Source organism: Pseudomonas sp. ATCC 13867 (assembly GCF_000349845.1).
GTDB lineage: Bacteria > Pseudomonadota > Gammaproteobacteria > Pseudomonadales > Pseudomonadaceae > Pseudomonas.
Map to the genome: position 1 here is coordinate 3,587,555 of NC_020829.1, position 24,176 is coordinate 3,611,730.

The following is a 24,176-nucleotide window of genomic DNA, read 5'->3' on the forward strand; positions in this document are numbered from 1 at the left end:
GGCCGGCGGATAAAGCGTTCCGCTTTATTCGCCCTACCTGAATTGAAAGACCCCACGGAGAACAAGAAATGATCTTCACCCAGGAACACGAAGAACTCCGCCGCACCGTCCGCAACTTCGTCGAGCGCGAGATCAACCCCTACGTCGACGAGTGGGAAAAGGCCGGACGCTTCCCGATCCATGAAGTCTTCAAGAAAGCCGGCGACCTGGGCCTGCTGGGTATCTCCAAGCCGGAGAAATTCGGCGGCATGGGCCTGGACTACAGCTACTCGGTGGTCGCCGCAGAGGAGTTCGGCACCATCCATTGCGGCGGCGTGCCGATGGCCCTGGGCGTGCAGACCGACATGTGCACCCCAGCCCTGGCGCGTTTCGGCTCCGACGAGCTGCGCGAGGAGTTCCTGCGCCCGGCGATCGCCGGCGAGATGGTCGGCTGCATCGGCGTCTCCGAAGTCGGCGCCGGCTCCGACGTGGCGGGCCTGAAGACCACCGCGCGCAAGGATGGCGACGACTACGTCATCAACGGCAGCAAGATGTGGATCACCAACTCGCCGTCCGCCGACTTCATCTGCCTGCTGGCCAACACCTCCGACGACAAGCCCCACGTCAACAAGTCGCTGATCATGGTGCCGATGAAGTCCAAGGGCATCAGCGTCAGCCCGCACCTGGACAAGCTCGGCATGCGCAGCTCGGAGACCGCCCAGGTGTTCTTCGACGACGTGCGCGTCCCGCAGCGCAACCGCATCGGCGCCGAGGGCGCGGGCTTCATGATGCAGATGCTGCAGTTCCAGGAGGAACGCCTGTTCGGCGCGGCCAGCGGAATCAAGGGCATGGAGTATTGCGTCAACGCCACCATCGACTACTGCAAGGAGCGCAAGACCTTCGGCCAGGCGCTGATCGACAACCAGGTCATCCACTTCCGCATGGCCGAGCTGATGACCGAGATCGAGTGCCTGCGCGCCCTCACCTACCAGGCCACCGAGCAGTACATCCGCGGCAAGGACGTCACCCGCCTGGCCTCAATGGCCAAGCTCAAGGTCGGCCGCCTGGCCCGCGAGGTCACCGACGCCTGCCTGCAGTACTGGGGCGGCCAGGGCTTCATGTGGGAAAACCCGATCGCACGGGCCTACCGCGACACCCGCCTGGTTTCCATCGGCGGCGGCGCGGACGAAATCATGCTGGGCATCATCTGCAAGCTGATGGGCACCCTGCCGGGCAAGAAAAAAGGCTGAGAGCCTTTTGGCTCTTCGTAGGATCGAGGGGGACGCCTAGTCCTTGCTCGCGAACCACATGGCACCTCGGCGCTAAGTGAAACTCTGTTCGCGAGCAAGCTCGCTCCTACAGAAAGCAGGCCGACACAGAATTGACGAGGAACCCGGCATGAGCCAATTGCCGAACTGCGAAACCCTGCTGCTGGAACGTGACGGCGGCGTGCTGCACGTCACCCTGAACCGTCCGGACAGCCGCAACGCCATGAGCCTGGCGATGGTCGGCGAACTGCGTGCGGTGCTCGCCGCCGTGCGCGACGACCGTGCCGTGCGCGCCATTGTCCTGCGCGGCGCCGGCGGGCACTTCTGCGCCGGCGGTGACATCAAGGACATGGCCAGCGCCCGCGCCGCCGGCCCCGACGCCCACGCCGCGCTGAACCGCGCGTTCGGCGGCCTGCTGGAGGAAGCCCAGGCACAGCCCCAGGTGCTGGTCACCGTGCTGGAAGGCGCGGTGCTCGGCGGCGGCTTCGGCCTGGCCTGCGTCTCCGACATCGCCATCGCGGCGGTGGACGCGCAGTTCGGCCTGCCGGAAACCAGCCTCGGCATCCTGCCGGCGCAGATCGCGCCCTTCGTGGTGAAACGCATCGGCCTGACCCAGGCCCGCCGCCTGGCCCTCACCGCCGCCCGCTTCGATGGCCGCGAGGCGCTGCGCCTGGGCCTGGTGCACCTGTGCGCCGACACTGCCGACAGCCTCGGCCGGCAACTGGCGGAAAGCCTGGAACAGGTCCGCCGCTGCGCCCCCGGCGCCAACGCCGCCACCAAGGCGCTGCTGCTGGCCACCGAAAGCGAAGCCCTCGGCCCGTTGCTGGACGCCGCCGCGCACCAGTTCGCCGCTGCGGTGACCGGCGCGGAAGGCGCCGAAGGCACCCTCGCCTTCGTGCAGAAACGCAAACCGAACTGGGCGCAGTAGCCCCGAGGAAACCGTCATGCCCAGTTTCGACAAGATCCTCATCGCCAACCGCGGCGAGATCGCCTGCCGGGTGATCCGCACCGCCCACGACCTGGGCTACCGCACCGTGGCCGTGTACAGCGAGGCCGACGCCAACGCCCGTCACGTGCAACTGGCCGACGAGTCCGTGTGCATCGGCCCGGCGCCCGTGGGCCAGTCCTACCTGAAGCCGGAAGCGATTCTCGACGCGGCGAAACGCACCGGCGCCGGCGCGGTCCACCCCGGCTACGGCTTCCTCTCGGAAAACGCCGACTTCGCCCGCGCCTGCCAGGCCGCCGGCATTGTCTTCATCGGCCCCGGCGTCGAAGCCATCCACCTGATGGGCAGCAAGCGCCTGTCGAAGATCGCCATGCTCGAAGCCGGCGTGCCCTGCATCCCCGGCTACGAAGGCGCGGAGCAGGACGATGCCACGCTCACCCGCGAAGCGCAGCGCATAGGCTACCCGCTGATGATCAAGGCCAGCGCCGGCGGCGGCGGGCGCGGCATGCGCCTGGTCACCCGCAGCGAAGACCTCGCCGAACAGTTGCGCACCGCGCGCTCGGAAGCGCAGAACGCCTTCGGCAGCGGCGAGCTGATCCTGGAGAAAGCCGTGGTGCAGCCGCGCCATGTGGAAATCCAGGTGTTCGGTGACAGCCACGGCAACATCGTCTACCTCGGCGAGCGCGACTGCTCGGTGCAACGCCGCCACCAGAAGGTCATAGAGGAAGCGCCCTGCCCCGTGCTCACCGAGGAACTGCGTGTGGCGATGGGCAACGCCGCCGTGAAGGCTGCCGCGTCGGTGAATTACCTCGGCGCCGGCACCGTGGAGTTCCTGCTGGACGCCGGCGGCGACTTCTACTTCCTGGAGATGAACACCCGCCTGCAGGTGGAGCACCCGGTCACCGAACTGGTCACCGGCCAGGACCTGGTGGCCTGGCAGATCCGTGTCGCCGAAGGCCATCCGCTGCCGCTGACGCAGGAACAGATCCAGCTCAAGGGCCATGCCATCGAGGTTCGCCTGTACGCCGAGGACGCAGGTGGCGGCTTCCTCCCGCAGACCGGTCAGGTGCTGCGCTGGACGCCACCGCAACTGGACGGCATCCGTATCGACCACGGCCTGCGCGAAGGCCAGCCGGTGACGCCCTTCTACGACCCGATGCTGGCCAAGGTCATCGCCTACGGAGCCACCCGCGACGAGGCCCGGCGCAAGTTGGTGCGCGCCGTCGAGGACTGCGTGCTGCTGGGCGTGACCGGCAACCAGCGCTTCCTCGCCAACCTGCTCAAGCACCCGGAATTCGCCGCCGGCAAAGCCACTACCGCGTTCATCGGCGAGCAGTTCGCCGGCGACCCCAGCCTGGCCCCGCGCCAGCCGCAGGCGCTGGAACTGGCCTGCGCCGCCGCCCTGCTCTACCAGGCTTCGGCGAGCGGCCGCGCGCACCAGCCCGGTCTCTCCGGCTGGCGAAGCGCGGGCAGCGCGCCGTGGCAGTTCGTCCTCAAGCACGGTGAGGAGAAATTCGTCGTCGAACTGGAAGTCCGCCAGCACGGCACCCAGCCGGCGCTGCTGACACGCATCGGCGAGCACGAGGTCGCTTTGCGCCTGCTCGGCGAGGACGGCGGCGACGCGCTCATCGAAATCGACGGTATCCGCCGTCGCCTGCCCTTCCACCGGGACGGCGCGCGCCTGTGGCTGTACGGCGCAGACGGCAACCTGGAGCTGCTGGACGTCACCCACGAGCCGGCCGGCGCCACTGCGGGCGCGGGCTCCGGCACGGTGAAGGCGCCGATGGATGGCGCCATCGTCGACGTGCTGGTGGCCGAGGGCACGCGGGTCAGCAAGGGCCAATTGCTGCTGGTGCTGGAAGCGATGAAGATGGAGCACCCGCTCAAGGCCGGCGTCGACGGCGTGATCCGCCGCGTGCAGGTGAGCAAGGGCGAGCAGGTGAAATCCCGGCAGTTGCTGGTGGAAGTGGAGGCCGCGGAAGCCTGAAACGCGTTCGATTTTTCGCTTTCCGTAGGAGCGAGCTCGCTCGCGAACAGCCCCCGCTGCGGGGCTCGGGTTCGCGAGCAAGCTCGCTCCTACAAGAGCCCCCAACCAGCGATTCCGTCAGAACAAGACCACAAGAACACGGAGCCCCAACCATGTCCCTTTCCGGCAAAACCCTCTTCATTACCGGCGCCAGCCGTGGCATCGGCCGCGAGATCGCCCTGCGCGCGGCGCGCGACGGCGCCAACATCGTCATCGCCGCCAAGAGCGCCGAGCCCCACCCGAAGCTTGAAGGCACCATCTTCAGCGTCGCCGCGGAAGTCGAGGCGGCCGGCGGCAAGGCCCTGGCGCTGCAACTGGACGTGCGCGACGAAAATGCCGTGCGCGAGGCCATGAGCCGCGCCGCCGAACATTTCGGCGGCATCGATGCGCTGGTGAACAACGCCGGCGCCATCAAGCTGGTGGGCGTGGAGCGCCTGGAGCCCAAGCGCTTCGACCTGATGTACCAGATCAACACCCGCGCCGTGATGGTCTGCGGCCAGGCGGCGCTGCCCTACCTGAAGCAGAGCCAGGGCCACATCCTCAGCCTGTCGCCGCCGATCAACCTGGCCGGCAAGTGGTTCGCCCAGCACGGCCCCTATACCGTCACCAAGTACGGCATGAGCATGCTCACCCTGGGCATGCACGAGGAGTTCAAGAAGTACGGCATCAGCGTCAACGCCCTGTGGCCGAAGACCATGATCGCCACCGCCGCCATCGAGTTCGAACTGGGCAGCCGCGACGCCTTCAAGCGGGCACGTACGCCAGCCATCATGGCCGACGCGGCCTACGCCATCCTCGCAAGCCAAGGCCGCAGCATCAGCGGGCGCCTGCTGATCGACGAGGAGATCCTGCGCGAGCAGGGCCAGACCGACTTCGAGCAGTACCGCTACGACCCGAACGGCGGCTCGCTGGTGCCGGACCTGTTCCTCGACTGACGCCCCGCCGCTCGGCGCTCAAAGTACAACCTCGCCGCCCGCAGGATGGGTGGAGCCTGCGATACCCATCGATCGAGGCCTGGGTATCGCTCCGCGCCCTCATCCTGCGGACCGGGCGTCGGCGTTCGCCTCCGTCCACGACGCCATTTGCCGAACTGCCCGATACGCCGCGCGTCAGGGTCATAGCCCCGGTGCGCGAAGACCTCCTAGAGTGGTGGGACGCCAGTTCCCGCAGAACAATGACAAAGCGCGAGAGCCATGACCCACGCCGACCTGATCACTCCGACCCGTTTCCTCGCCCACCTGCCGGCCACCCTCGGCCGCGTGCCGCGCATGCTGCGCGGGCTGTACTACACCGGCATCCGCAATCGCGAGAAGAACCTTTCCCTGGGCTGGGCCCTGGAGCGCGCCGCGCGCCTGTATCCGGACAGCCCGGCGCTGATCGACGAACGCCGACGCCTGTCCTACGCGCTCTTCAACGGCTGGGCCAACCGCCTGGCGCGAGCCTTCCTGGCCGAAGGCGTGGGCCACGGCAGCGTGGTGGCGGTGATGCTGGAGAACCGCGCCGAACTGATGGTGGTGCTGGCCGCGCTGGCCAAGCTCGGCGCCATCGGCGCGCTGGTCAACACCACCCAGCGCGGCCAGGTGCTCAGCCACAGCCTCAACCTGGTCAAGCCCAGCCACTTCGTGGTCGGCGAGGAATTGCGCGAAGCCTTCGAAGACGTCCGCCCGGTGCTCGAAAACAGCGGCGGACGCTGCTACTGGGTGGCCGATGGCGACACCCTGAGCGAACCCAGCCAGCCTCCGCTGGGCTGGCACAACCTGATGCGCATGGCCCAGGAGCAGAACTCGACCAACCTGGCGGAAACCGCCCAGGTACGCCTGAAGGACGCCTGCTTCTACATCTACACCTCCGGCACCACCGGCCTGCCGAAAGCCTCGATCATGAGCCACGGCAAGTGGATCAAGGCCTACGGCGGCTTCGGCCATTCGGGCCTGGGGCTGAGCAGCAATGACGTGCTCTACCTGACCCTGCCCTGCTACCACAACAATGCCGTCACCGTGTGCTGGAGCGCGGCGCTGGCCGGCGGTGCGGCCATCGCCCTGCGCCGCCGGTTCTCCGCCAGCGCCTTCTGGAAGGACGTGCAGACCTACCAGGCGACCTGCTTCGGCTACATCGGCGAGCTCTGCCGCTACCTGCTCAACCAGCCCGAATGCGCCGAGGAACGCGGCAACAGCCTGACCTGCATGATCGGCAATGGCCTGCGCCCGTCGATCTGGAACGAGTTCAAGGCGCGCTTCGGCATCGAGCGGATCACCGAGTTCTACGCCTCCAGCGAGGGCAACATCGGCTTCACCAACGTGTTCAACTTCGACAATACCGTGGGCTTCTCCCCCGCCACCTACGCCATCGTCCGCTACGACCTGGAGAACGACCAACCGGTGCGCGGCGCCAAGGGCTTCATGGAGAAGGTCGACAAGGGCGAGGCCGGCCTGTTGATCAGCGAGATCAGCGACAAGTGGCCGTTCGACGGCTACACCGATCCGTCCAAGAGCGAGGCGGCGATCTTCCGTGACGTGTTCAAGAAGGGCGACGCCTGGTTCAACACCGGCGACCTGATGCGCGACATCGGCTTCAAGCACACCCAGTTCGTCGACCGCCTGGGCGACACCTTCCGCTGGAAGGGCGAGAACGTCTCGACCACCGAGGTGGAAAACGCCCTGGGCGCCTTCCCGGTCGTGGAAGACGCAGTGGTCTACGGCGTGGAGATTCCCGGTACGAATGGCCGCTGCGGGATGGCCGCGCTGCGCCTGCGCGACGGCGCCAGCCTGGATGGCGCACAACTGGCCGAACACCTGGACCGCGAGCTGCCGGCCTACGCCGTGCCGCTGTTCCTGCGCCTGCTCGCCCAGGTGGAGACTACCGGGACCTTCAAGTACAAGAAGACCGACCTCAAGCGCAGCGCCTACGACCCGGAGCAGGTGAGCGAAGCCCTGTTCGTCCGGCTGCCTGGCGAGAGCGGCTACCGGGCGCTGGACGGCGGCCTGTTCGAGGCGATCCGGCGCGGCGAACACCGTTTCTGAGCGTAGGGCGTACATCCGTTCGCGGTTGTACGCCGTTGCGCCATGACCTGTCACGGATGCCAAGGCTGAGTCCGGAGCGCCCGGAGACCAAGGTCAAACGGCGTATAACGTCGACGTTATACGTCCTACGCTCCTGGCGTGCGGAATAGCTTTTCGTAGGAGCGGATTTATCCGCGATCAGCTTCGCCGCCCGCACTGAGTACTGGCGGAGTGCGGTTCGCGAGCAAGCTCGCTCCTACAAAAAGATCAGTTACGGAACTGGAACTGCAACTCCGCGCCACGGATATCCGAGTGCCAGCTGTCGTCGTCGGTCTCGCGCTCGTTGCGTTCACGCTGGATCAGCCGGGCACCCACTTCGAACGGGCTCTGGCCAGTCTTCTCGGCGAACATCGGCGGCAGGATCGGCTTCTCTTCTAGTTCCGGCACCGGTTTGTCGGGTTGCAACTGATGCACCAGATCCCTGGGCAGGTGCAGGTCCAACTGTACCGGCGGTAGCGGCCGCCTGACGGCGGGGTCGACCGCCGGCTTCTTCGCAGTTCTCGCCTTGGAGTCTGCCTTGGTTTCGTGCTTGGCAAACGCTTTCGCTTCGTGCCGGGTCGCCGCTTCGACGGCCGGCGCCTTGCTAGATGCGACCGCCTCGGCCGCCGCTGGCGCGGCTTCCGATTCGCGTGGTCGTTCGGCCGTCGGTTTCGCTGCGGACGCGGTGGCTGGCGTCCCTGCGGACTGCCCGTGCGGCGGGCTCGGCGCCTTGTCCTGGTGCTCATCGCCACAGGCGGCGAGCAGAAGCGTCAGGCAGGCGGCAAGAAGGATTCGGCTGGGCGTCATGATCGGGCCGGCAGGAAAAAACGCGCCATGCTGGCGCGAGTCGAGCGCTATGGCAAGAGGCCAGTTATCACAAGCCTTTACCGTTACCAGAGAGTCTGTCAGAGGCCGCCCTGCGGCGGCCTGTCATCGGTCAAGGCTTGGCCGGCAGAGTCCGCAACGCGGCGTCGATGTCCAGCTTCGGGAACTGTCGCTGCAGGGACTGGCGCAGCTCGCGAGCATCACTCTCCCGTCCCTGTTCCTGCAGCACGCGCAGGCGCAGCAGGCTGGCCCGGGGCTCTTCCGGCGCCACGGCATCGGCCATCAGGGCGGCAGGCGTAGCCTCTTCCGCCAACGTGCCGGAGGCCTTCGCCGCAGGCGGTGCCGCGTACTGCGAGTTGGCGATACCGCGAGCGACGGACTCGGCCTTGCGCTTGGCTTCCGCCGGCGCGGCGGGCGCCGGTGCCGCCGGCGGCGCCGCACTCAGCAGGGCCGGAGCGACGGGGGTATCGAATCGTTCGGGCGCCTCCTCGAAGGTACGCAAGGTCAGGCTCAAGCCGATCCCCAGGGTCGCCAGACCCGCCACGGCGACGCCCCAGCGCTGGCGGCTGCCGGTTCCCAGCAGCCAGTGACGCAGGCGCTCGGCGAAGCTGGGCCTGCGCTCCCGCACGCCAGCGCGAGCGGCGGCCAGGATGCGCGCGTCCAACTGCGCCGACGGCTGCTCGTCGCTGTGCCGGCGGTAGTGCTCGAGCAGTTCCTGCTCGTGCGGATCGCGGTTCATGGGCTCACCTCCTCGGTCGCCGCCGGGTCGGACAGCAACCGGCGCAGTTTCTGCAACGCGTAGCGCAGCCGGCTCTTCACCGTCTCGGCCGGGGCGCGCGTCAGCTCGGCAATCTCGTTCAGCTCCAGGTCGCCGTGGGCACGCAACAGGAAGACTTCGCGCTGCTCCTCCGGCAGCGCTTCCAGGGCACCCTGCAGGCGCTGCCGGTCGCGGCTCAGCAGCAGTTCGCGCTCTGGGTCTTCGCCCTCGCCGGGCAGCGCATCGCCGTGCAGCTGCTCGTCGAAGCTCTCCTGGCGCCCCTGGTGCCGGCCCTGCTTGCGCCAGTGGTCGATCAGCCGGTTGCGGCCGATCTGGTACAGCCAGGTCTTGAAGCTGGCCGCGCCCGGTTGGCTGTCGCTGCGGACCAGGCTCAGCCAGGTTTCCTGGAAGACTTCCTCGGCCTGTGCGCTATCGCCGCACAAACCGCAGAGGAAGCGGTACAGGCCGAGGCGATGGCGAGCGTAGAGCTCGGCGAAGGCCTCGGCGTCACCGTGTCGGTAGCGCCGCAGCAGCGCGGCGTCACTGTCGTCCCTGAGGGGTATGTTCACATCACTCGATCCGTGCCTGTTCGGGTACCGGGGTCTGCAGGCTCTGCGCCAGCTCGGCGAGCTGGACGAACTCGGCGCGCAGGCCGAAACGATCCTCGCCCCGCGCGGCGCGAGCCAGTTGCACAGTATCGCCGATGTCGAAGGCGCCGGTGTAGCGGCCCCCCTCCAGCTGCTGGGCGAAGGCTGCCACCGCTGCGGCGAAGCGCAGGTCGTCGCTGGCCTGGGCAATGTTCGCGCGTTGCCCGGCGGCGCGGATCGGCCGCTCGATCAACTGGCTGGCGCCACCCTGCGGGCCCTTGTAGCGCACCCGCAGCAGGGCCAGCTCGTCACCCTTGGCAGCGCCCTTCGACGTGTCGTTCTGGTAGCGCAGCGGTTCCAGCCAGCCCTTGCCGCCCGCCGGGACTATCTCGTAGAGCGCGGTGACCGTGTGCCCGGCACCGATCTCGCCGGCGTCCACCTTGTCGTTGCTGAAATCTTCACGCTTGAGCGCGCGATTCTCGTAGCCGAGCAGACGGTATTCGCTGACCTGGGCGGGGTTGAATTCCAGCTGGATCTTCACGTCCTTGGCCACTACCGCGAGGGTCGAGCTGAGTTGTTCCACCAGCACCTTGCGCGCCTCGCGTAGGTTGTCGATGTAGGCGTAGTTGCCGTCGCCGGCATCGGCCAGTTGCTCCATGAGCTGCTCGTTGTAGTTGTCCACGCCGTAGCCGAGGGTGGTCAGAGAAACGCCACTGCGGCGCTTCTCGGCGGCCATCTGCTTGAGCGTTTCGAAGTCGCTGACACCGACGTTGAAGTCGCCGTCGGTGGCCAGCAGGATGCGGTTGATGCCCTTGTCCAGGTAGCCCTTCTGCGCCATCCGGTAGGCCAGTTCGATGCCCGAGGCGCCGGCCGTGGAGCCGCCGGCCTGAAGCTGTTCGATGGCGTTGCGGATAGTCGCCTTGTCACGTCCGGACGTCGGCTCCAGCACCACCCGCGACTCGCCGGCGTAGACCACCAGGGACACCCTGTCCTGGTCGCGCAACTGATCCACCAGCAGCCGCAGGGTGCTCTTCACCAGCGGCAGGCCCTCGCGGCGATCCATGGAGCCGGAGACGTCCACCAGGAACACCAGGTTGGCCGGCGGCAGCGCGGCGACGCGGCGCTCCGAGGCCTTGATGCCGACGCGCAGCAGGCGGGTGTTCGGGTTCCACGGCGTGGGCGCCAGCTCCGTGGTGATGCCGAACGGCGCTGCGCCTTCGCTCGGCAGTGCGTAGTCGTAGGGGAAGTAGTTGACCATCTCCTCCAGCCGCACCGCGTCCTTGGGCGGCAGCCGGCCTTCGTTGAGGATGCGGCGGACGTTGGCGTAGCTGCCGGTATCCACGTCGATGCTGAAAGTGGAGACCGGGTCCCGGGCCACGGCGTGCACCGGGTTGTCCGGCAGGTTCTGGTACTGCTCGCGGGGCACGTCCACATAGGCGGGCTGCTGCATGTCCGTCATGGGCGCGGGCATGATGCTCGCGACCGGAGCCTGGGCGACGTAGCCGGCGGCACGCTGCACCTTTGCGCTCTCCTCCAGACGGGGCGCGGGCGGAGGGCTGGCCGTCCTGGCCAACGGTTCGACCCGGATGGCATCGGTGTTTGCAGCGGCTTTCTGCTTCGGCTCGCCCTCGCGGGAAACACCGCAGCCGGCGACGGCGATCAGCAGACCGATGGCAAAACCCTGGGCGGCAGGGCGAAGGAAGTGAACGGGAAGCGACATGGCAGCGGCCTCGTGGAGGGATTCAACTCCTCAGACGAGGCAGCGCGGAGAAACGGGTTAACGGGGTCTGGAGCTGGAGCTTTTCGTAGGAGCGAGCTTGCTCGCGAACAACCCAACATCGATATGGCCGGGCGGCTCTGTTCGCGAGCAAGCTCGCTCCTACAGGTACGCTGCAGCATGGGTGCGAACTGCCGATCAGGCCGCGATCAGCCCCTCCTGGCACAGCTGGCAGGCCAGCATGCCGAGGGTCATGATCGCCCGCTCCGCTTCGCGGTCCCAAGGGATGCCGCAGGTCAGGCGCAGGCAGTTGTTGAACTGCTCGGTGTTACTGAAGATCAGCCCAGGCGCGATGCTGATGCCCTGCTCCAGCGCACGCACGTGCAGCTCCTTGGTGTTGACCTTGGCCGGCAGGCTGACCCAGAGGATGAAGCCGCCCTTGGGCCGGGTCATCTGCGTGCCTTCGGGGAAGTACTGCTGTACCGCCAGCTGGTAGGCGGTCATGTTCTTCCGGTATTCCTGACGGATGTAGCGCAGGTGTCGGTCGTAGCCGCCGTTCTCCAGGTAGGCCGCCACGCCCATCTGAGTGACCGTGCACGCCGAATGGGTGGTGAAGGTCTGCAGACGGCGGATTTCCTCCTGATAGCGCTCGGTGATGATCCAGCCGATACGCACGCCGGGGGAAATGGTCTTGGAGAAGCTCGAGCAGTACACCACGCGGCCGTCGCGGTCGTGGGCCTTGAGTGCCTTGGTCTGGCCCTGGTCGAACATCAGCTCGCCGTAGATATCGTCCTCGATCACCCCGATGTTGTGCTCGGCGGTGAGCTTGAGCAGTTGCTTCTGGCGCTCCTCGGGAATCGTGCCGCCCAGGGGGTTGCTCAGGCGCGGGGTCAGCACCAGCGCCTTGATCGGCCACTGGTTGGCGGCCAGTTGCAGGGCCTCCAGGCTGATGCCGGTGAGCGGGTCGCTGGGAATCTCGATGACCTTCAGGCCGAGGATGTCGGCCAACTGCAACAGACCGTAGTAGCTGGGCGACTCGGTGGCGATCAGGTCGCCGGGACGGGTCATCACGCGCAGCGCCATGTGGATCGCGTCCACGCAGCCGTGGGTGATGGTCACCTGGGTTGGGTCGACCACCACGCCGGCATCGCGCATGCGGATCGCCACCTGGCGGCGCAGCGGCTCGTAGCCGGGGCTGAACATGTAGCTGAAGGCGCGCGGGCTGGAGAAACGGGTGACCTTGGCCAACTGCTGGTGCAGCGCGCGGACCGGGAGGTAATCCACGTGCGGCACCGCGGCGCCCAGCGGAAACACGCCTTCGCGGCGCGCCTCGGCGAGCACCTGGTTGATGATGCTGCTGCGGGTGACCAGGCCGGGCCGCTCGACCCGGGCGATGTCCGGGGTCGAGGCGGTCAGCGCCGGCGTGCGGTGCACATAGAAGCCGGACTGCGGCCGCGCGCGGATCAGTCCCTGGTCCTCGAGGGTGGCGTAGGCCTGCAGCACCGTGGCGTGACTGACGTTGAGCTGGGTGCTCAACTTGCGCACGGACGGCACGCGCTCACCCGGCTGGTAGACGCCACGGCGGATGTCTTCCGCCAGTTGCTGGGCGATACGCTGGTACAGAAGCAGATTGGTCATGACGGCCATCCCTCGGTCATTGGACCGAAACAGTAGCTAAAAAGCCAAAACTGTTCCAGAACAGTAACAGGGATTGTGCGCGTTACAGTTGCCGCTGACCAGCACTGGCTGTTGCGTCAGATCTCGCCGAGCCAGTCCAGCACACCGAAGGCGACCAGTTGGGCATCGCTGGTCAGGCCGAGCTTCTGCATGGCATTGCGCTTGTGGGTGCTGATGGTCGAGACGCTGCGGTTGGTGCGCTCGGCGATCTCGCCAACGGTAGCGCCGTGGGCCAGACGACGGATGATGTCCATCTCGGTGGGGCTCAGCGGGCGTCCGGTGTGGCGCGGCTGGCGCAAGGTAGGGTCGATGAAGGTGTCGCCACGGCGCACGCGCTGCATGGCTTCGGAGAGCACGCCCAGCGGGCTGCGCTTGCAGACATAGCCCAGCGCACCGCACTTCACCACCGACGTCGCCATGAGTGGGGCGCCCAGCAGCGAGTAGATCAGGATCTGCACATCGGGATGGTGGCGGCGCAGCCATTCGATCAGGTGTACGCCATCGCGCCCCCGCTCGCCCGGCAAGGCCATTTCCATGATCAGCAAGTCGGTATCGGTCCATTCGTTCAGGGCGGTCAGCAAACTCTCCGTGTCGCTGACATAGGCTTTCACCTGAGCATTGCAGTGGTCGGCCAGATAATGTTCCAGCCCCCAACCAATCATCGGCTGGGCGTCGGCCACGATCACGTTCAAGGTTTTCTTCTCTGACAGCATTTACGTCTCTCGCTGGTGGCTCCCCAACATGGGGATTGATCGCATGGGTTCATTTTCGCCAACGCCGCCCTCGAACAATTTCGAGATCCCCATGCGACATGCCCCAGGTCAGGAAGCTCCGGGGCTTGCCTGGCAGCCGATGTCGCCGCGCGCGATCAGCGCTCGGCGCCCAACTGGCCCTTTTCGTCCGAGAAGACAATCTCGACCCGGCGATTCTGCGCCCGGCCCAGCGACGAGGCATTGTCCGAAACCGGATAGGCCTCGCCGTAGCCCTGTACCTGGATGCGCTTGGCGTCGACACCCAGGTCGGACAGGGCATCGGCCACCGCCTGCGCGCGGTCCTTGGACAGTTGCAGGTTCTGCTGCCGATCGCCGTCGCTGTCGGTATAGCCTTCGATGCGGATCACCCGGCGCGGGTTGAGCTGGAGGAACTGCACCACCTTGAGCACCGTGCGGTTGGCGGCCGGCTTGAGGTCCGCCTCGCCGCTGTCGAACAGCACGTCGCCGAGGGTCAGCACCAGCCCGCGCTCGGTTTCGTTGGTGGCCAGGCTGACCATCTGCTGTTCCAGCCACTTGTTCTGCTCCCGCACGTTGAGCAGGCGCGCTTCGCGCATGGCCAGTTGCAGGCGCTCGCGCTCGAGCTGCTGCTTGGCCAGGCGCTCCTGGTTCAGCGCGTAGTTGCTGTGCTCGCGGGCGATTTCGCTGTAGCGCTGGCTGAGATAGGAGTACTGCAGCACATCGTCGCTGCTGCCCCAGTAGTTGGACAGGCGCTCGGCGCGCGCCAGCGACTCGCCGGCGCGGATCACGTCCTTGGGCGCGCTGCGCAGCACCGCGGAGTCTTCCTTCACGGCCTGGAACTGCACGCGCGCCTGCTCCAGGGACTTCTCGCTCAGTTGGCTATTGGCACAGCCGGCCAGGGCCACGACGGAACCCAGCGATACGAGACGCAACAGTTGCAGCGAAGTCATTGTGCTTCCCCCAACTGTTTGCGCAGGCGATTGATGCTCTTGCCCTGCTCGGCCAACTGATCCGCGCTCTTGCGCGTCAGTTCCTTGGCCTCGGCGAGGCGGGCGTCGAGCTCGGCCTGCTCGGCGAGCTGCCGCGCCTTCTTGTTCGAGGACACTGCCAGGGCGCCCTTGGCAGCCTGGTACTTGTCCTCGGCGAGCTTGAACTCGGCCACGTCATCCGTCGCGCCCACGGCCTTGGCCTGTTCCAGCGCCTGCTCGGTGAGACGCATCTGCTCGGTGGGTGCCGGGGCGTTCGTTGCACAACCGGCCAGGGCAAAAAGAGCCAGACCGGCGGCCATCATCCGTCGATTGATCACGAAATCTGTTGTCCTACTGGGTGGGAGTGCCGGTGGGCTGCAACTGCTGCCCCTTCCAGCGAGCCAGGTTGTCCTGCAGCAGGCGCTGCGGGACTCCGGCGGCCGTCAATTCTGTCATTTTTTTTGCCAGTTGTCCGCGCAGCCACGGGTCGTTGCAGGCCGAGTTGTGTGCCAGGGTCAGGTACAGACCCTCGCTGGAGATCGGCGGTTCCAGCGGCTGCAGGTCATCCGCCATGCCGAGGGTATCGGCCAGCGCCAGGCCGGGATAGTGCTCGTAGATCACATAATCGGAGCGCTTGAGCAGCAGCTTCTGGAAGGCCTGGGTCAGGCTGGGCACCTCCTCCAGGGTCAGTTGCTGCCTGGCGAAGGTATCGAAGTCCGCACCGAAGCTGTTGTTGACCAGGGTGCCGCCCTTCAGGCCGCGCAGGTCTTCCCGGCCCGTATAGGCGATGGCGGCGTCCTTGCGCATCCAGACCACGCTGTCGATGGCCAGGAAGGCGGGATGGACGTAGTCCATGACGTCCAGCCGCGCCGGGGTGAGGAAAGCGCCGGCGAGCAGATCGACGCGCCCCAGCCGCGCTTCCTCCTGCGCCCGCGCCCAGGAGCCGGTATAGAGTACCCGGATGTCCACGCCGATGGCCTTGCCGATCTGCTCCAGCAGGTCGGCATTGGCGCCGATCAGGCGCTCGGGCTTCATCGGGTCGCGCCACAGATACGGCGGGTACTCCGGATTGCCGGTGGCGACCAGGCGCTCGCACTTGCCCGCGGCGAAACCGCTCAGGGACGCCGAGAGGGTCACCAGCAAAAGCGCTGCACGCAGCATCGTGGAGCAGTGGGGCATTGGTAGTCTCGCTCGCCAGAAGAAAGAACGGTCATGCTTAGACCTGCAAAATGCTAGCGTAATGCACACCATCCCGATTTGGTAATAAGGACTTCTCATGAAGAAAGCCCTTCTGTTCCTCGTCCTGCTGCTCGCCGCCACGGCGGGAGTGCTCTACACCTTTCCCTCCACGCTGCTGGCCACCGCACAGTTCGTCGAGAGCCGCCGCGCGGGCCTGAGCGAACGCAGCCTGTCGGTGGACAACCTGGACATCCGCTATTACGAGGGCGGCCCGGACAAGGCCCAGACGGTGCTGCTGATCCACGGATTCGGCGCGGACAAGAGCAACTGGCCGCGCTTCGCCCGCTTCCTGACCGATCGCTACCACGTCATCGCCGTCGACCTGCCGGGCTTCGGCGACAGCAGCCGGCCGGCGAACATCAGCTACGACGTCGGCACCCAGGCCGAGCGCCTGGCGGACTTCATGCGTGAACTGGGCATCGGCCGTTTCCACGTGGTCGGCAACTCGATGGGCGGGCACATCGCCGCCCTGCTTGCCGCGCGCCATCCGAACGAAGTGCTGTCGGCCGGCCTGTTCGACAACGCCGGGGTCATGGCGCCCCGTCAGAGCGAGCTGTTCCTGCGCCTGCTCAAGGGCGAGGACAACCCGCTGGTGCCGCGCTCGGTGGAAGACTTCCCCGCCCTGCTCGACTTCGTGTTCGTGCAACGGCCGCCCATGCCCTCGCGACTGGAACACTACCTGGCGGAGCGCTCGCTGGAACGCCAGGCCTTCAACGACATGGTCTTCCAGCAACTGCGCGAGCGCTACATCCCGCTGGAGCCGGAGCTGCCGAAAATCACCGCACCGACCCTGCTGTTGTGGGGCGACCGCGACCGGGTGCTGGATGTGTCCAGCATCGACGTGATGAAGCCGCTGCTGAAGAGGCCCAGCGTCGCCATCCTGCGCGATTGCGGCCATGTGCCGATGATCGAGCGCCCCGAGGAAACCGCCCGGCTGTATCTGGACTTCCTTCAACAGAGCCAGGCACCGGCCACCGCGGCCAACTGAACGCTCCCAGAAACAGAAACGGCGCCCAGGGCGCCGTTTCTGTTTGAGCCGAAGATCCGACCAATGGCCGGGCTTCAACCTCAGAGCTGGATCAGATTGGGGATCTGCACGTCCGGATTGACGTCCTGCTCGTAATCCACGCCGGCGATCTCGAAGCCGAACAGGCGCAGGAACTCGGACTTGTAGCCGGCGAAGTCGGTCAGCTGGTACAGGTTCTCGTTGGTCACCTTGTCCCACAGGTCCTTCACGGTGTCCTGCACGTCCGGCTGCAGTTCCTTGTAGTCGGCGCGCAGGCGGCCATCGGCGTCCAGGTGCGGCTCGGCACCGTACAGGCTCTCGCGGAACAGGCCGTCGACCTGCTCGATGCAGCCTTCGTGGGTGCCCTTCTCCTTCATCACCTTGAACAGCAGCGACAGGTACAGCGGCATCATCGGGATGGCCGAGCTGGCCTGGGTGACCACGGCCTTGAGCACGGAAACACGAGCATCGCCACCGGTGGCGGCCAGTTTCTCGCGAATCCCCAGGACCTTCTGGTCCAGGTCCTTCTTGGCGGCGCCGATGGAACCGTTCCAGTACAGGTCGTGGGTGATCTCTTCGCCCAGGTAGGTGAAGGCGGTGGTCTTGGCGCCGTCGGCCAGCACACCGGCTTCCTGCAGGGCGTCGATCCACATCTGCCAGTCTTCACCGCCCATCACCGCTACGGTGTTGGCGATTTCCTCAGGCGTAGCCGGTTCCATCACGCTTTCCTTGATCACTTCCTTGTCGGTGTCCAGGCCACGGAAGTTGACGGCCTTGCCGACCGGCTTGAGCACGGAGTTGAAGACCTCGCCGGTCTTCGGATGGGTACGGCGCGGAGCGGCCAGGCTGTAGACCACCAGGTCGACCTTGCCCAGGTCCTGCTTGATGGTCTCGATGGTGACCTTCTTCACTTCGTCGGAGAAGGCGTCGCCGTTGATGCTGCGCGCATACAGGCCCTTGGCCTTGGCGAACTTCTCGAAGGCAGCGGAGTTGTACCAGCCGGCTGTGCCCGCCTTGGTCTCGCTGCCGGGGCGCTCGAAGAACACGCCCAGGGTGCCGGCGCCGGCACCGAAGGCGGCGCTGATGCGCGCGGCCAGGCCGTAGCCGGTGGAGGAACCGATGACCAGGACCTTCTTCGGACCGTTGGCGATGGGGCCATGCGCCTCGACGTACTCGATCTGTTCCTTGACGTTGGCTTCACAGCCGGTCGGGTGGGTAGTGACGCAGATGAAGCCACGCACGCGCGGTTTGATGATCATGAAAACCTCGGTAGCCAGGTGTCGATTGAACACATTCAGGAACTGGAGACGTCGCGCATTGTAGATGAGACACCTTCGTCCGAGGACTTATCGGCGAAGATTCGTGACCAGCGGGTCATCAGCGCGGCGAAACGACCATTTCCCGAGGAAAATCAGGAACCTGAAATGAAAGAACCCGCTACGGGAGCGGGTTCCTTCAGCAAGCGGATCGGGCTCAGACAGCCTTTTCCAGCTCCGGTACGGCTTCGAACAGGTCGGCGACCAGGCCGTAGTCGGCGACCTGGAAGATCGGTGCCTCTTCGTCCTTGTTGATCGCCACGATGACCTTGGAGTCCTTCATGCCCGCCAGGTGCTGGATGGCGCCGGAGATGCCCACCGCGATGTACAGCTGCGGCGCGACGATCTTGCCGGTCTGGCCAACCTGCATGTCGTTCGGCACGAAGCCGGCATCGACCGCGGCACGGGAAGCGCCGACGGCGGCACCCAGCTTGTCGGCCAGGGCATAAAGGATGCTGAAGTTGTCGCCGTTGCCCATGCCACGGCCGCCGGAAACGACGATCTTGGCAGCGGTCAGTTCCGGACGGTCGGACTTGGCCAGCTCTTCGCCGACGAAGGCGGACTTGCCGGCATCGGCCGGGCCGGAAACCGCTTCAACGGCGGCGGAGCCACCTTCGGCAGCCGCGGCGTCGAAGCCGGTGCCGCGAACGGTGATGACCTTGACGGCGGCCGAGGACTGCACGGTCGCGATGGCGTTGCCGGCATAGATCGGGCGCTTGAAGGTGTCGGCGCTGACCACGTCGATGATCTCGGAGATCTGGTCGACGTCCAGCAGCGCGGCGACGCGCGGCAGGAAGTTCTTGCCGTTGGTGGTGGCCGGCGCCAGCACGTGGCTGTAACCCTTGCCAAGCTCAGCGATCAGCGGAGCAACGTTCTCCGGCAGCTGATGAGCGTAGGCGGCGTTGTCGGCGACCAGCACCTTGGAAACACCGGCGATCTTGGCAGCGGCTTCAGCCACGCCACCGACGTTCTGGCCAGCGACCAGGACAGCGATGTCGCCACCGATCTTCTGTGCGGCAGCGACAGTGTTCAGAGTGGCAGCGCCCAGTGCGCCGTTGTTGTGCTCAGCGATTACCAGGATAGCCATCAGATTACTTTCGCCTCGTTCTTCAGTTTCTCGACCAGTTCGGCAACGGACTTGACCTTGACGCCAGCGCTGCGGGCAGCCGGCGCTTCGACTTTCACGGTCTTCACGGTGGAAGCGGTGGAAACGCCCAGGGCGTCCGGGGTCACCACGTCCAGCGGCTTCTTCTTCGCCTTCATGATGTTCGGCAGCGACGCGTAGCGCGGCTCGTTCAGGCGCAGGTCGGTGGTGACGATCGCCGGCAGGTTCAGCGCAACGGTCTGCAGGCCGCCGTCGATTTCACGGGTGACGTTGACCTTGTCGCCGGCAACCTCGACCTTGGAGGCGAAGGTGCCCTGGGCGTAGCCGGTCAGCGCAGCCAGCATCTGGCCGGTCTGGTTGTTGTCGCTGTCGATGGCCTGCTTGCCGAGGATGACCAGCTGCGGCTGCTCTTTGTCGACGATGGCCTTCAGGGCCTTGGCGATGGCCAGGGAGCTCAGTTCGTCGTTGGACTCGACGAGGATGGCGCGATCGGCGCCCAGCGCCAGCGCGGTGCGCAGTTGCTCCTGGGCGGCGTTCGGACCGACGGAGACCGCAACGATCTCGGTGGCGACGCCCTTCTCTTTCAGGCGCACGGCCTCTTCCACGGCGATTTCGCAGAAGGGGTTCATGGACATCTTGACGTTGGCGAGATCGACGCCGGAGTTATCCGCCTTGACGCGGACCTTGACGTTATAGTCAACCACTCGTTTGACAGCTACAAGAACCTTCATGGATTCCTCGTTATTCTCCGGTGAATAGGAATGTCGCCAGACAGGCCTGGCCGGTAGTGCATGCCATCTGCGACTACATCCAGCGCAACGCGACCGCAAAACCGCAGGTATCTTGACCGCATCGCCCTGGCGGGTCAATACGCGAAAATACCCCTTTATAAGCCGCGGACCCCGATTCTATCAGGGTTACACGCGATTCAAACGAACGTTTGTATTGTGACGGATAAAGGGTTTAGATATAGCAACAGGTCTAGCTATAATGCGCCCCGCTCTTACCGGGGGGGCCCGCGCCCAACCCAATACCTACAAAATGCCCAGAGCCTTGATTCAGGAGAGATCGATAGTGGAACGCGAATTTATGGAATTCGACGTCGTCATCGTCGGCGCCGGCCCTGCCGGTCTGTCCGCCGCATGCCGACTGAAACAGAAGGCCGCCGACGCCGGTCAGGAAATCAGCGTCTGTGTGGTCGAGAAGGGTTCCGAAGTGGGCGCCCACATCCTCTCCGGCGCCGTGTTCGAGCCCCGCGCGCTGAACGAGCTGTTCCCCAACTGGAAGGAGCTCGAAGCGCCGCTCAACACCCCCGTCAAGCGCGACGACATCTATGTGCTGAAGAGCCCGGAAGCGGCGGCCAAGGTGCCGAACCTCTTCGTGCCCAAGACCATGCACAATGAAGGCAACTACATCATCTCCCTGGGCAACCTGTGCCGCTGGCTGGCCCAGCAGGCCGAAGGCCTGGGCGTCGAGATCTACCCGGGCTTCGCCGCCCAGGAAGCGCTGATCGACGAGAATGGCGTGGTGCGCGGCATTGTCACCGGTGACCTGGGCGTCGACCGCGAAGGCAATCCGAAAGAGGGTTACTACACCCCCGGCATGGAACTGCGCGCCAAGTACACCCTGTTCGCCGAAGGCTGCCGTGGCCACATCGGCAAGCAACTGATCAAGAAATACAAGCTCGACAGCGACGCCGACGCCCAGCACTACGGCATCGGCATCAAGGAAATCTGGGACGTCGATCCATCCAAGCACGAGCAGGGCCTGGTGGTGCACACCGCCGGCTGGCCGCTGAACGACGAGAACCCGGGCGGTTCCTTCCTCTATCACCTGGAAAACAACCAGGTGGTGGTCGGCCTGATCATCGATCTGTCCTACAGCAACCCGCACCTGTCGCCGTTCGACGAATTCCAGCGCTACAAGCACCACCCGGTGATCAAGCAGTACCTGGAAGGCGGCAAGCGCGTGGCCTACGGCGCCCGCGCCATCTGCAAGGGCGGCCTGAACTCGCTGCCGAAGATGGTCTTCCCCGGCGGCGCGCTGATCGGTTGCGACCTGGGCACCCTGAACTTCGCCAAGATCAAGGGCAGCCACACCGCCATGAAGTCCGGCATGCTGGCCGCCGACTCCGTGGCCGAAGCCCTGTTCGCCGGCCGCGAAGGCGGCGACGTGCTGAACAACTACGTCGATGCCTTCAAGGGCAGCTGGCTGTACGACGAACTGTTCCGCAGCCGTAACTTCGGTGCGGCGATGCACAAGTTCGGCGCCATCGGTGGCGGTGCGTTCAACTTCATCGACCAGAACATCTTCGGCGGCAAGATCCCGTTCACCCTGCACGACACGACGCCGGACTACGCAACCCTGAAGAAGGCCAGCGAAGCACCGAAGATCGATTATCCGAAGCCGGACGGCAAGATCAGCTTCGACAAGCTGTCCTCGGTGTTCCTCTCCAACACCAACCACGAGGAAGACCAGCCGATCCACCTGCGGCTGACCGACCCGAGCGTGCCGGTGCAGAAGAACCTGCCGCTCTACGACGAGCCCGCGCAGCGCTACTGCCCGGCCGGCGTGTACGAAGTGGTGAGCAACGACGACGGCAGCAAGCGCTTCCAGATCAACGCGCAGAACTGCGTGCACTGCAAGACCTGCGACATCAAGGACCCGGCCCAGAACATCACCTGGGTGGCACCGGAAGGTACCGGCGGTCCGAACTACCCCAACATGTAAGGCGTTGGCGGTAACGAAAAAGGCTCCCTCGGGAGCCTTTTTTGCAGGTTCGAAAAATGTGTAGCGAAGCTGGATGGGAACTACCGGACGCGTTCAGACCAAAGGGTCACGGCTGCGGAGCGATGGGGAAGAACTCCCCCGAACTCCAGACGCCCAGCCAGTCAACGCCGTCGATCTCGCGGGAAACCGCCAGGTCCACCAGCTGGTAGAACACGTTGCGATGGATCAGCGCCTCCAGGTTCACTCGCACCAGCACATAGGGCGACGGCTCCTGGGTCCGGGGATCGATCTCCACACGAATCGGATGCTCGGCATCGGCCACCACCTCATCGTCGACATTGCTGGTGAAGCGCAGCACCTGCTGTTCCCCCTCGCCTTCCACGGCCAGGCTGATCGCGACGAACGGCGCGTCATCGACGGTAATCCCGCACTTCTCCACCGGAGTGACCAGGAAATAGTCGTCGCCATCGCGGCGAATGATGGTGGAGAACAACCGCACCATCGGCTTGCGTCCGATGGGGGTGCCCAGGTAATACCAGGTGCCGTCGCGGGCGATGCGCATGTCGATATCGCCGCAGCAATCCGGATTCCACAGGTGCACCGGCGGCAGCCCCTTGTCCTTGGTAGCGGGAATCTGCGCCAGCAGGTTGCCGGCACGCTCCGAAGCAGTCAGCGGATCGCTCATTGGTACTCCTCTTGCGTCCTCACCCCCAGCAGGCTGCGGGCATAATCTACCAGCGGTGGCCCGATCAGATCGTCGGGCTTGGCATCATAGAATGTCAGAAAACCGCCGCGACTGTGGATGGTGGCACTGTCCACCAGGGCGCGGTTGGCGGTCTCGATCAGCATCAACTGAATCACGCTGCGGTCGCGGCCGACGGCATTGTCCGTGTCTTCATACTCTTCGTAGCTGCCGACATTATCCTCACCACGCGCGAAGCGGGTATAGAGCAGATAATTGGCGCCGACCGCGCGCGCCTCCTTCATCGCCCCCTCGAGCCCCAGCGGCCCCTGGGCGCGCCGTACCATCGGGAAGTACTCGACGAAGCCCTTGAACGCCTCCTCCGCCACCACGTTCGGCCGCGCATAGGGATGACCGGGTGGCACGAAGGGACCCTGGGCGATGTAGATGAAAGAGTCCGGCTGCAGGCGCCAGTTCCCCGTACGGCGGGTCTGGCTGTGGTCGAGGAAGCCGGCATCGCCCGCGTAATAGCCGGTGCGCTCGAGCATGTTACTGGGCGTCATGCAGCCGCCCAAGGCGGCAAGGGCGAGGGTCAACAGCAGGTAACGCATCCGAAGTCTCCAGGGCCGGCGACGAAAAACCGGCATTCGGACAGGCAATGCAGCTTCCGCGCCATCACAGACCGCGCTGCCATTCCTGACGCAGGTGCGCGCGCTGCGGCTGCTCGATGGCCTGGCGCACCTGGGTCAGCAGGCGTGCCTTGTCGGCACCCAGAATCCCCTTGAGGACCAGGTAGTTGGATGCGTGATCGCTGCGGAACACCGTGTTGCGCAGTTCCAGCGCGCCCAGCAACCGCTCGACCTCGACGAACAGCTCGGCCTGGGACAGCGGCTGGAAGTCCGGGAAGCCTTGGCGATAGCGCTCCTCGCCCGTGGGGAAGCTCACCACCAGGGTGGAGAGAAACTCCGGCTGCGCTTCGTTCATCAGGCGCGCCGAGTTGTCGGCGTGCTGGGCGCTCAGCGTGCTGCCGCCCAGGCCGTTGAGGATCATCACCGAACGCTTGATCCCTGCCTCGCCCAGCTTCTGCAAGGCATCCAGCGTGGAGGCATGGGTTTCACCCTTGTTCACCCGCGCCAGCACCTCGTCGTCGCCGGACTCGGCGCCCACGTAGGCCATGCGCAGGCCTGCATCAGCGAGCTCCTTCAGTTCCTCCACCGACTTCTTGCGCAGGTTGCGCGGCAGGCAGTAGCTGGAAACGCGGTCCACCTCGGGCATGTGCTGACGGATCGCGCGCAGGATGTTGAGCAGGCGCCGCGTCGGCAGCACCAGCGCATCGCCGTCGGCGAGGAACACCCGCTGGACGATCAGGCGCTCGCCGCAGCGGCGAATCTCCTCCAGCACCTCGTCTTCGTCGCGGGCACGGAATTTCTTCTGCGGCTGGGTATACATCTCGCAGAAACCACACTGGTTCCAGGAGCATCCGTTGGTGACGGGAAGAATGAGCGAGTGCGCCTCGCTCGGCGGCCGGAACACCGGCTCGATGTAGGAAATAGGGAATTCGTTGGGCATGGGCTAATCA

22 protein-coding genes are annotated in these 24,176 nt (G+C 65.7%); 7 read left to right on the plus strand and 15 right to left on the minus strand.

Annotation, left to right across the window (positions count from 1 at the left end; translation table 11 throughout):
• Positions 1 to 68 precede the first annotated feature (68 nt).
• The 5 genes from atuD to H681_RS15915 all read left to right on the plus strand — a co-directional run bounded on the left by atuD (position 69) and on the right by H681_RS15915 (position 7,239).
• Positions 69 to 1,229, plus strand: a complete 1,161-nt coding sequence (gene atuD / locus H681_RS15895; protein ID WP_015477899.1) for a citronellyl-CoA dehydrogenase — start codon at positions 69 to 71, stop codon at positions 1,227 to 1,229.
• A gap of 148 nt (positions 1,230 to 1,377) precedes the next feature.
• Entirely contained in the window at positions 1,378 to 2,175 is a 798-nt protein-coding gene (gene atuE / locus H681_RS15900) for an isohexenylglutaconyl-CoA hydratase (RefSeq protein WP_015477900.1), read from the plus strand.
• Between the two features lie 16 nt (positions 2,176 to 2,191).
• A complete protein-coding gene (atuF, locus tag H681_RS15905; protein ID WP_015477901.1) occupies positions 2,192 to 4,180 on the plus strand; it encodes a geranyl-CoA carboxylase subunit apha in 1,989 nt (662 codons plus the stop codon).
• Between the two features lie 152 nt (positions 4,181 to 4,332).
• The gene (locus H681_RS15910) at positions 4,333 to 5,154 is read left to right on the plus strand and encodes an SDR family oxidoreductase (protein WP_015477902.1); all 822 of its coding nucleotides are present in this window, start codon (positions 4,333 to 4,335) and stop codon (positions 5,152 to 5,154) included.
• A 258-nt stretch (positions 5,155 to 5,412) separates the two neighbouring features.
• Positions 5,413 to 7,239 carry a long-chain-acyl-CoA synthetase gene (locus H681_RS15915; protein WP_015477903.1) on the plus strand — a complete coding sequence of 609 codons (1,827 nt, stop codon included), beginning with the start codon at positions 5,413 to 5,415 and terminating at the stop codon, positions 7,237 to 7,239.
• A 246-nt stretch (positions 7,240 to 7,485) separates the two neighbouring features.
• Here the strand turns inward: H681_RS15915 and H681_RS25535 are convergent, their stop codons facing one another.
• The 9 genes from H681_RS25535 to H681_RS15960 all read right to left on the minus strand — a co-directional run bounded on the left by H681_RS25535 (position 7,486) and on the right by H681_RS15960 (position 15,698).
• Positions 7,486 to 8,064: a hypothetical protein gene (locus H681_RS25535; protein WP_051070437.1), complete on the minus strand. Its 579-nt coding sequence runs from the start codon at positions 8,062 to 8,064 to the stop codon at positions 7,486 to 7,488.
• Positions 8,065 to 8,194: 130 nt separating this feature from the next.
• Positions 8,195 to 8,821, minus strand: a complete 627-nt coding sequence (locus H681_RS15925) for a hypothetical protein (RefSeq protein ID WP_015477905.1) — start codon at positions 8,819 to 8,821, stop codon at positions 8,195 to 8,197.
• Positions 8,818 to 9,408, minus strand: coding sequence for an RNA polymerase sigma factor (locus tag H681_RS15930; RefSeq protein WP_015477906.1), 591 nt, complete (start codon positions 9,406 to 9,408; stop codon positions 8,818 to 8,820). The genes H681_RS15925 and H681_RS15930 overlap by 4 nt, the downstream gene beginning before the upstream one ends.
• 1 nt (position 9,409) lies before the next feature.
• Positions 9,410 to 11,146, minus strand: a complete 1,737-nt coding sequence (locus tag H681_RS15935) for a vWA domain-containing protein (protein ID WP_015477907.1) — start codon at positions 11,144 to 11,146, stop codon at positions 9,410 to 9,412.
• 195 nt (positions 11,147 to 11,341) lie between these two features.
• Entirely contained in the window at positions 11,342 to 12,781 is a 1,440-nt protein-coding gene (locus H681_RS15940; RefSeq protein ID WP_015477908.1) for an aminotransferase-like domain-containing protein, read from the minus strand.
• Between the two features lie 116 nt (positions 12,782 to 12,897).
• A complete protein-coding gene (locus H681_RS15945; protein WP_015477909.1) occupies positions 12,898 to 13,533 on the minus strand; it encodes a response regulator transcription factor in 636 nt (211 codons plus the stop codon).
• A gap of 155 nt (positions 13,534 to 13,688) precedes the next feature.
• Entirely contained in the window at positions 13,689 to 14,501 is an 813-nt protein-coding gene (locus H681_RS15950) for an OmpA family protein (RefSeq protein ID WP_015477910.1), read from the minus strand.
• A complete protein-coding gene (locus H681_RS15955; RefSeq protein ID WP_080636232.1) occupies positions 14,498 to 14,842 on the minus strand; it encodes a DUF4398 domain-containing protein in 345 nt (114 codons plus the stop codon). The genes H681_RS15950 and H681_RS15955 overlap by 4 nt, the downstream gene beginning before the upstream one ends.
• Positions 14,843 to 14,870: 28 nt before the next feature.
• Positions 14,871 to 15,698, minus strand: coding sequence for a substrate-binding periplasmic protein (locus H681_RS15960; RefSeq protein WP_015477912.1), 828 nt, complete (start codon positions 15,696 to 15,698; stop codon positions 14,871 to 14,873).
• Between the two features lie 97 nt (positions 15,699 to 15,795).
• Here H681_RS15960 and H681_RS15965 point away from each other — a divergent pair, with 97 nt between their 5' ends.
• Entirely contained in the window at positions 15,796 to 16,746 is a 951-nt protein-coding gene (locus H681_RS15965) for an alpha/beta fold hydrolase (RefSeq protein ID WP_015477913.1), read from the plus strand.
• Positions 16,747 to 16,826: 80 nt separating this feature from the next.
• On the opposite strand, the gene fabV is transcribed toward H681_RS15965, so the two are convergent.
• From fabV to H681_RS15980, 3 genes are all read right to left on the minus strand, one after another.
• Entirely contained in the window at positions 16,827 to 18,023 is a 1,197-nt protein-coding gene (gene fabV, locus H681_RS15970) for an enoyl-ACP reductase FabV (RefSeq protein ID WP_015477914.1), read from the minus strand.
• 214 nt (positions 18,024 to 18,237) lie between these two features.
• The gene (locus H681_RS15975; protein ID WP_015477915.1) at positions 18,238 to 19,167 is read right to left on the minus strand and encodes an electron transfer flavoprotein subunit alpha/FixB family protein; all 930 of its coding nucleotides are present in this window, start codon (positions 19,165 to 19,167) and stop codon (positions 18,238 to 18,240) included.
• Positions 19,167 to 19,916 carry an electron transfer flavoprotein subunit beta/FixA family protein gene (locus H681_RS15980; RefSeq protein ID WP_015477916.1) on the minus strand — a complete coding sequence of 250 codons (750 nt, stop codon included), beginning with the start codon at positions 19,914 to 19,916 and terminating at the stop codon, positions 19,167 to 19,169. The genes H681_RS15975 and H681_RS15980 overlap by 1 nt, the downstream gene beginning before the upstream one ends.
• Positions 19,917 to 20,259: 343 nt before the next feature.
• On the opposite strand from H681_RS15980, the gene H681_RS15985 reads away from it, so the two are divergent.
• Positions 20,260 to 21,915 (plus strand): electron transfer flavoprotein-ubiquinone oxidoreductase, encoded by a 1,656-nt coding sequence (locus H681_RS15985; RefSeq protein WP_015477917.1) that lies wholly within the window; start codon positions 20,260 to 20,262, stop codon positions 21,913 to 21,915.
• A gap of 106 nt (positions 21,916 to 22,021) precedes the next feature.
• Here H681_RS15985 and H681_RS15990 read toward each other — a convergent pair whose 3' ends face one another.
• From H681_RS15990 to H681_RS16000, 3 genes are all read right to left on the minus strand, one after another.
• Positions 22,022 to 22,600: a DUF1285 domain-containing protein gene (locus tag H681_RS15990; protein ID WP_015477918.1), complete on the minus strand. Its 579-nt coding sequence runs from the start codon at positions 22,598 to 22,600 to the stop codon at positions 22,022 to 22,024.
• Positions 22,597 to 23,208: a DUF4823 domain-containing protein gene (locus H681_RS15995; protein WP_015477919.1), complete on the minus strand. Its 612-nt coding sequence runs from the start codon at positions 23,206 to 23,208 to the stop codon at positions 22,597 to 22,599. The genes H681_RS15990 and H681_RS15995 overlap by 4 nt, the downstream gene beginning before the upstream one ends.
• Before the next feature lie 64 nt (positions 23,209 to 23,272).
• On the minus strand, positions 23,273 to 24,166 hold the full coding sequence (locus tag H681_RS16000) for a radical SAM protein (protein WP_015477920.1): 894 nt from the start codon (positions 24,164 to 24,166) through the stop codon (positions 23,273 to 23,275).
• Positions 24,167 to 24,176: the final 10 nt, after the last annotated feature.

Excerpts from the sequence above, each read along its gene's own strand:
- H681_RS15960 (WP_015477912.1), bottom strand. The coding sequence starts at position 15,698 with ATGCCCCACTGCTCCACGATGCTGCGTGCAGCGCTTTTGCTGGTGACC.
- H681_RS15915 (WP_015477903.1), top strand. The coding sequence starts at position 5,413 with ATGACCCACGCCGACCTGATCACTCCGACCCGTTTCCTCGCCCACCTG.
- H681_RS15995 (WP_015477919.1), bottom strand. The coding sequence starts at position 23,208 with ATGCGTTACCTGCTGTTGACCCTCGCCCTTGCCGCCTTGGGCGGCTGC.
- atuE (WP_015477900.1), top strand. The coding sequence starts at position 1,378 with ATGAGCCAATTGCCGAACTGCGAAACCCTGCTGCTGGAACGTGACGGC.
- H681_RS15990 (WP_015477918.1), bottom strand. The coding sequence starts at position 22,600 with ATGAGCGATCCGCTGACTGCTTCGGAGCGTGCCGGCAACCTGCTGGCG.
- H681_RS15950 (WP_015477910.1), bottom strand. The coding sequence starts at position 14,501 with ATGACTTCGCTGCAACTGTTGCGTCTCGTATCGCTGGGTTCCGTCGTG.
- H681_RS15935 (WP_015477907.1), bottom strand. The coding sequence starts at position 11,146 with ATGTCGCTTCCCGTTCACTTCCTTCGCCCTGCCGCCCAGGGTTTTGCC.
- atuD (WP_015477899.1), top strand. The coding sequence starts at position 69 with ATGATCTTCACCCAGGAACACGAAGAACTCCGCCGCACCGTCCGCAAC.
- H681_RS15965 (WP_015477913.1), top strand. The coding sequence starts at position 15,796 with ATGAAGAAAGCCCTTCTGTTCCTCGTCCTGCTGCTCGCCGCCACGGCG.
- H681_RS15925 (WP_015477905.1), bottom strand. The coding sequence starts at position 8,821 with ATGAACCGCGATCCGCACGAGCAGGAACTGCTCGAGCACTACCGCCGG.
- atuF (WP_015477901.1), top strand. The coding sequence starts at position 2,192 with ATGCCCAGTTTCGACAAGATCCTCATCGCCAACCGCGGCGAGATCGCC.
- H681_RS15975 (WP_015477915.1), bottom strand. The coding sequence starts at position 19,167 with ATGGCTATCCTGGTAATCGCTGAGCACAACAACGGCGCACTGGGCGCT.
- fabV (WP_015477914.1), bottom strand. The coding sequence starts at position 18,023 with ATGATCATCAAACCGCGCGTGCGTGGCTTCATCTGCGTCACTACCCAC.
- H681_RS15940 (WP_015477908.1), bottom strand. The coding sequence starts at position 12,781 with ATGACCAATCTGCTTCTGTACCAGCGTATCGCCCAGCAACTGGCGGAA.
- H681_RS16000 (WP_015477920.1), bottom strand. The coding sequence starts at position 24,166 with ATGCCCAACGAATTCCCTATTTCCTACATCGAGCCGGTGTTCCGGCCG.
- H681_RS15910 (WP_015477902.1), top strand. The coding sequence starts at position 4,333 with ATGTCCCTTTCCGGCAAAACCCTCTTCATTACCGGCGCCAGCCGTGGC.
- H681_RS15980 (WP_015477916.1), bottom strand. The coding sequence starts at position 19,916 with ATGAAGGTTCTTGTAGCTGTCAAACGAGTGGTTGACTATAACGTCAAG.
- H681_RS15955 (WP_080636232.1), bottom strand. The coding sequence starts at position 14,842 with ATGATGGCCGCCGGTCTGGCTCTTTTTGCCCTGGCCGGTTGTGCAACG.
- H681_RS15945 (WP_015477909.1), bottom strand. The coding sequence starts at position 13,533 with ATGCTGTCAGAGAAGAAAACCTTGAACGTGATCGTGGCCGACGCCCAG.
- H681_RS25535 (WP_051070437.1), bottom strand. The coding sequence starts at position 8,064 with ATGACGCCCAGCCGAATCCTTCTTGCCGCCTGCCTGACGCTTCTGCTC.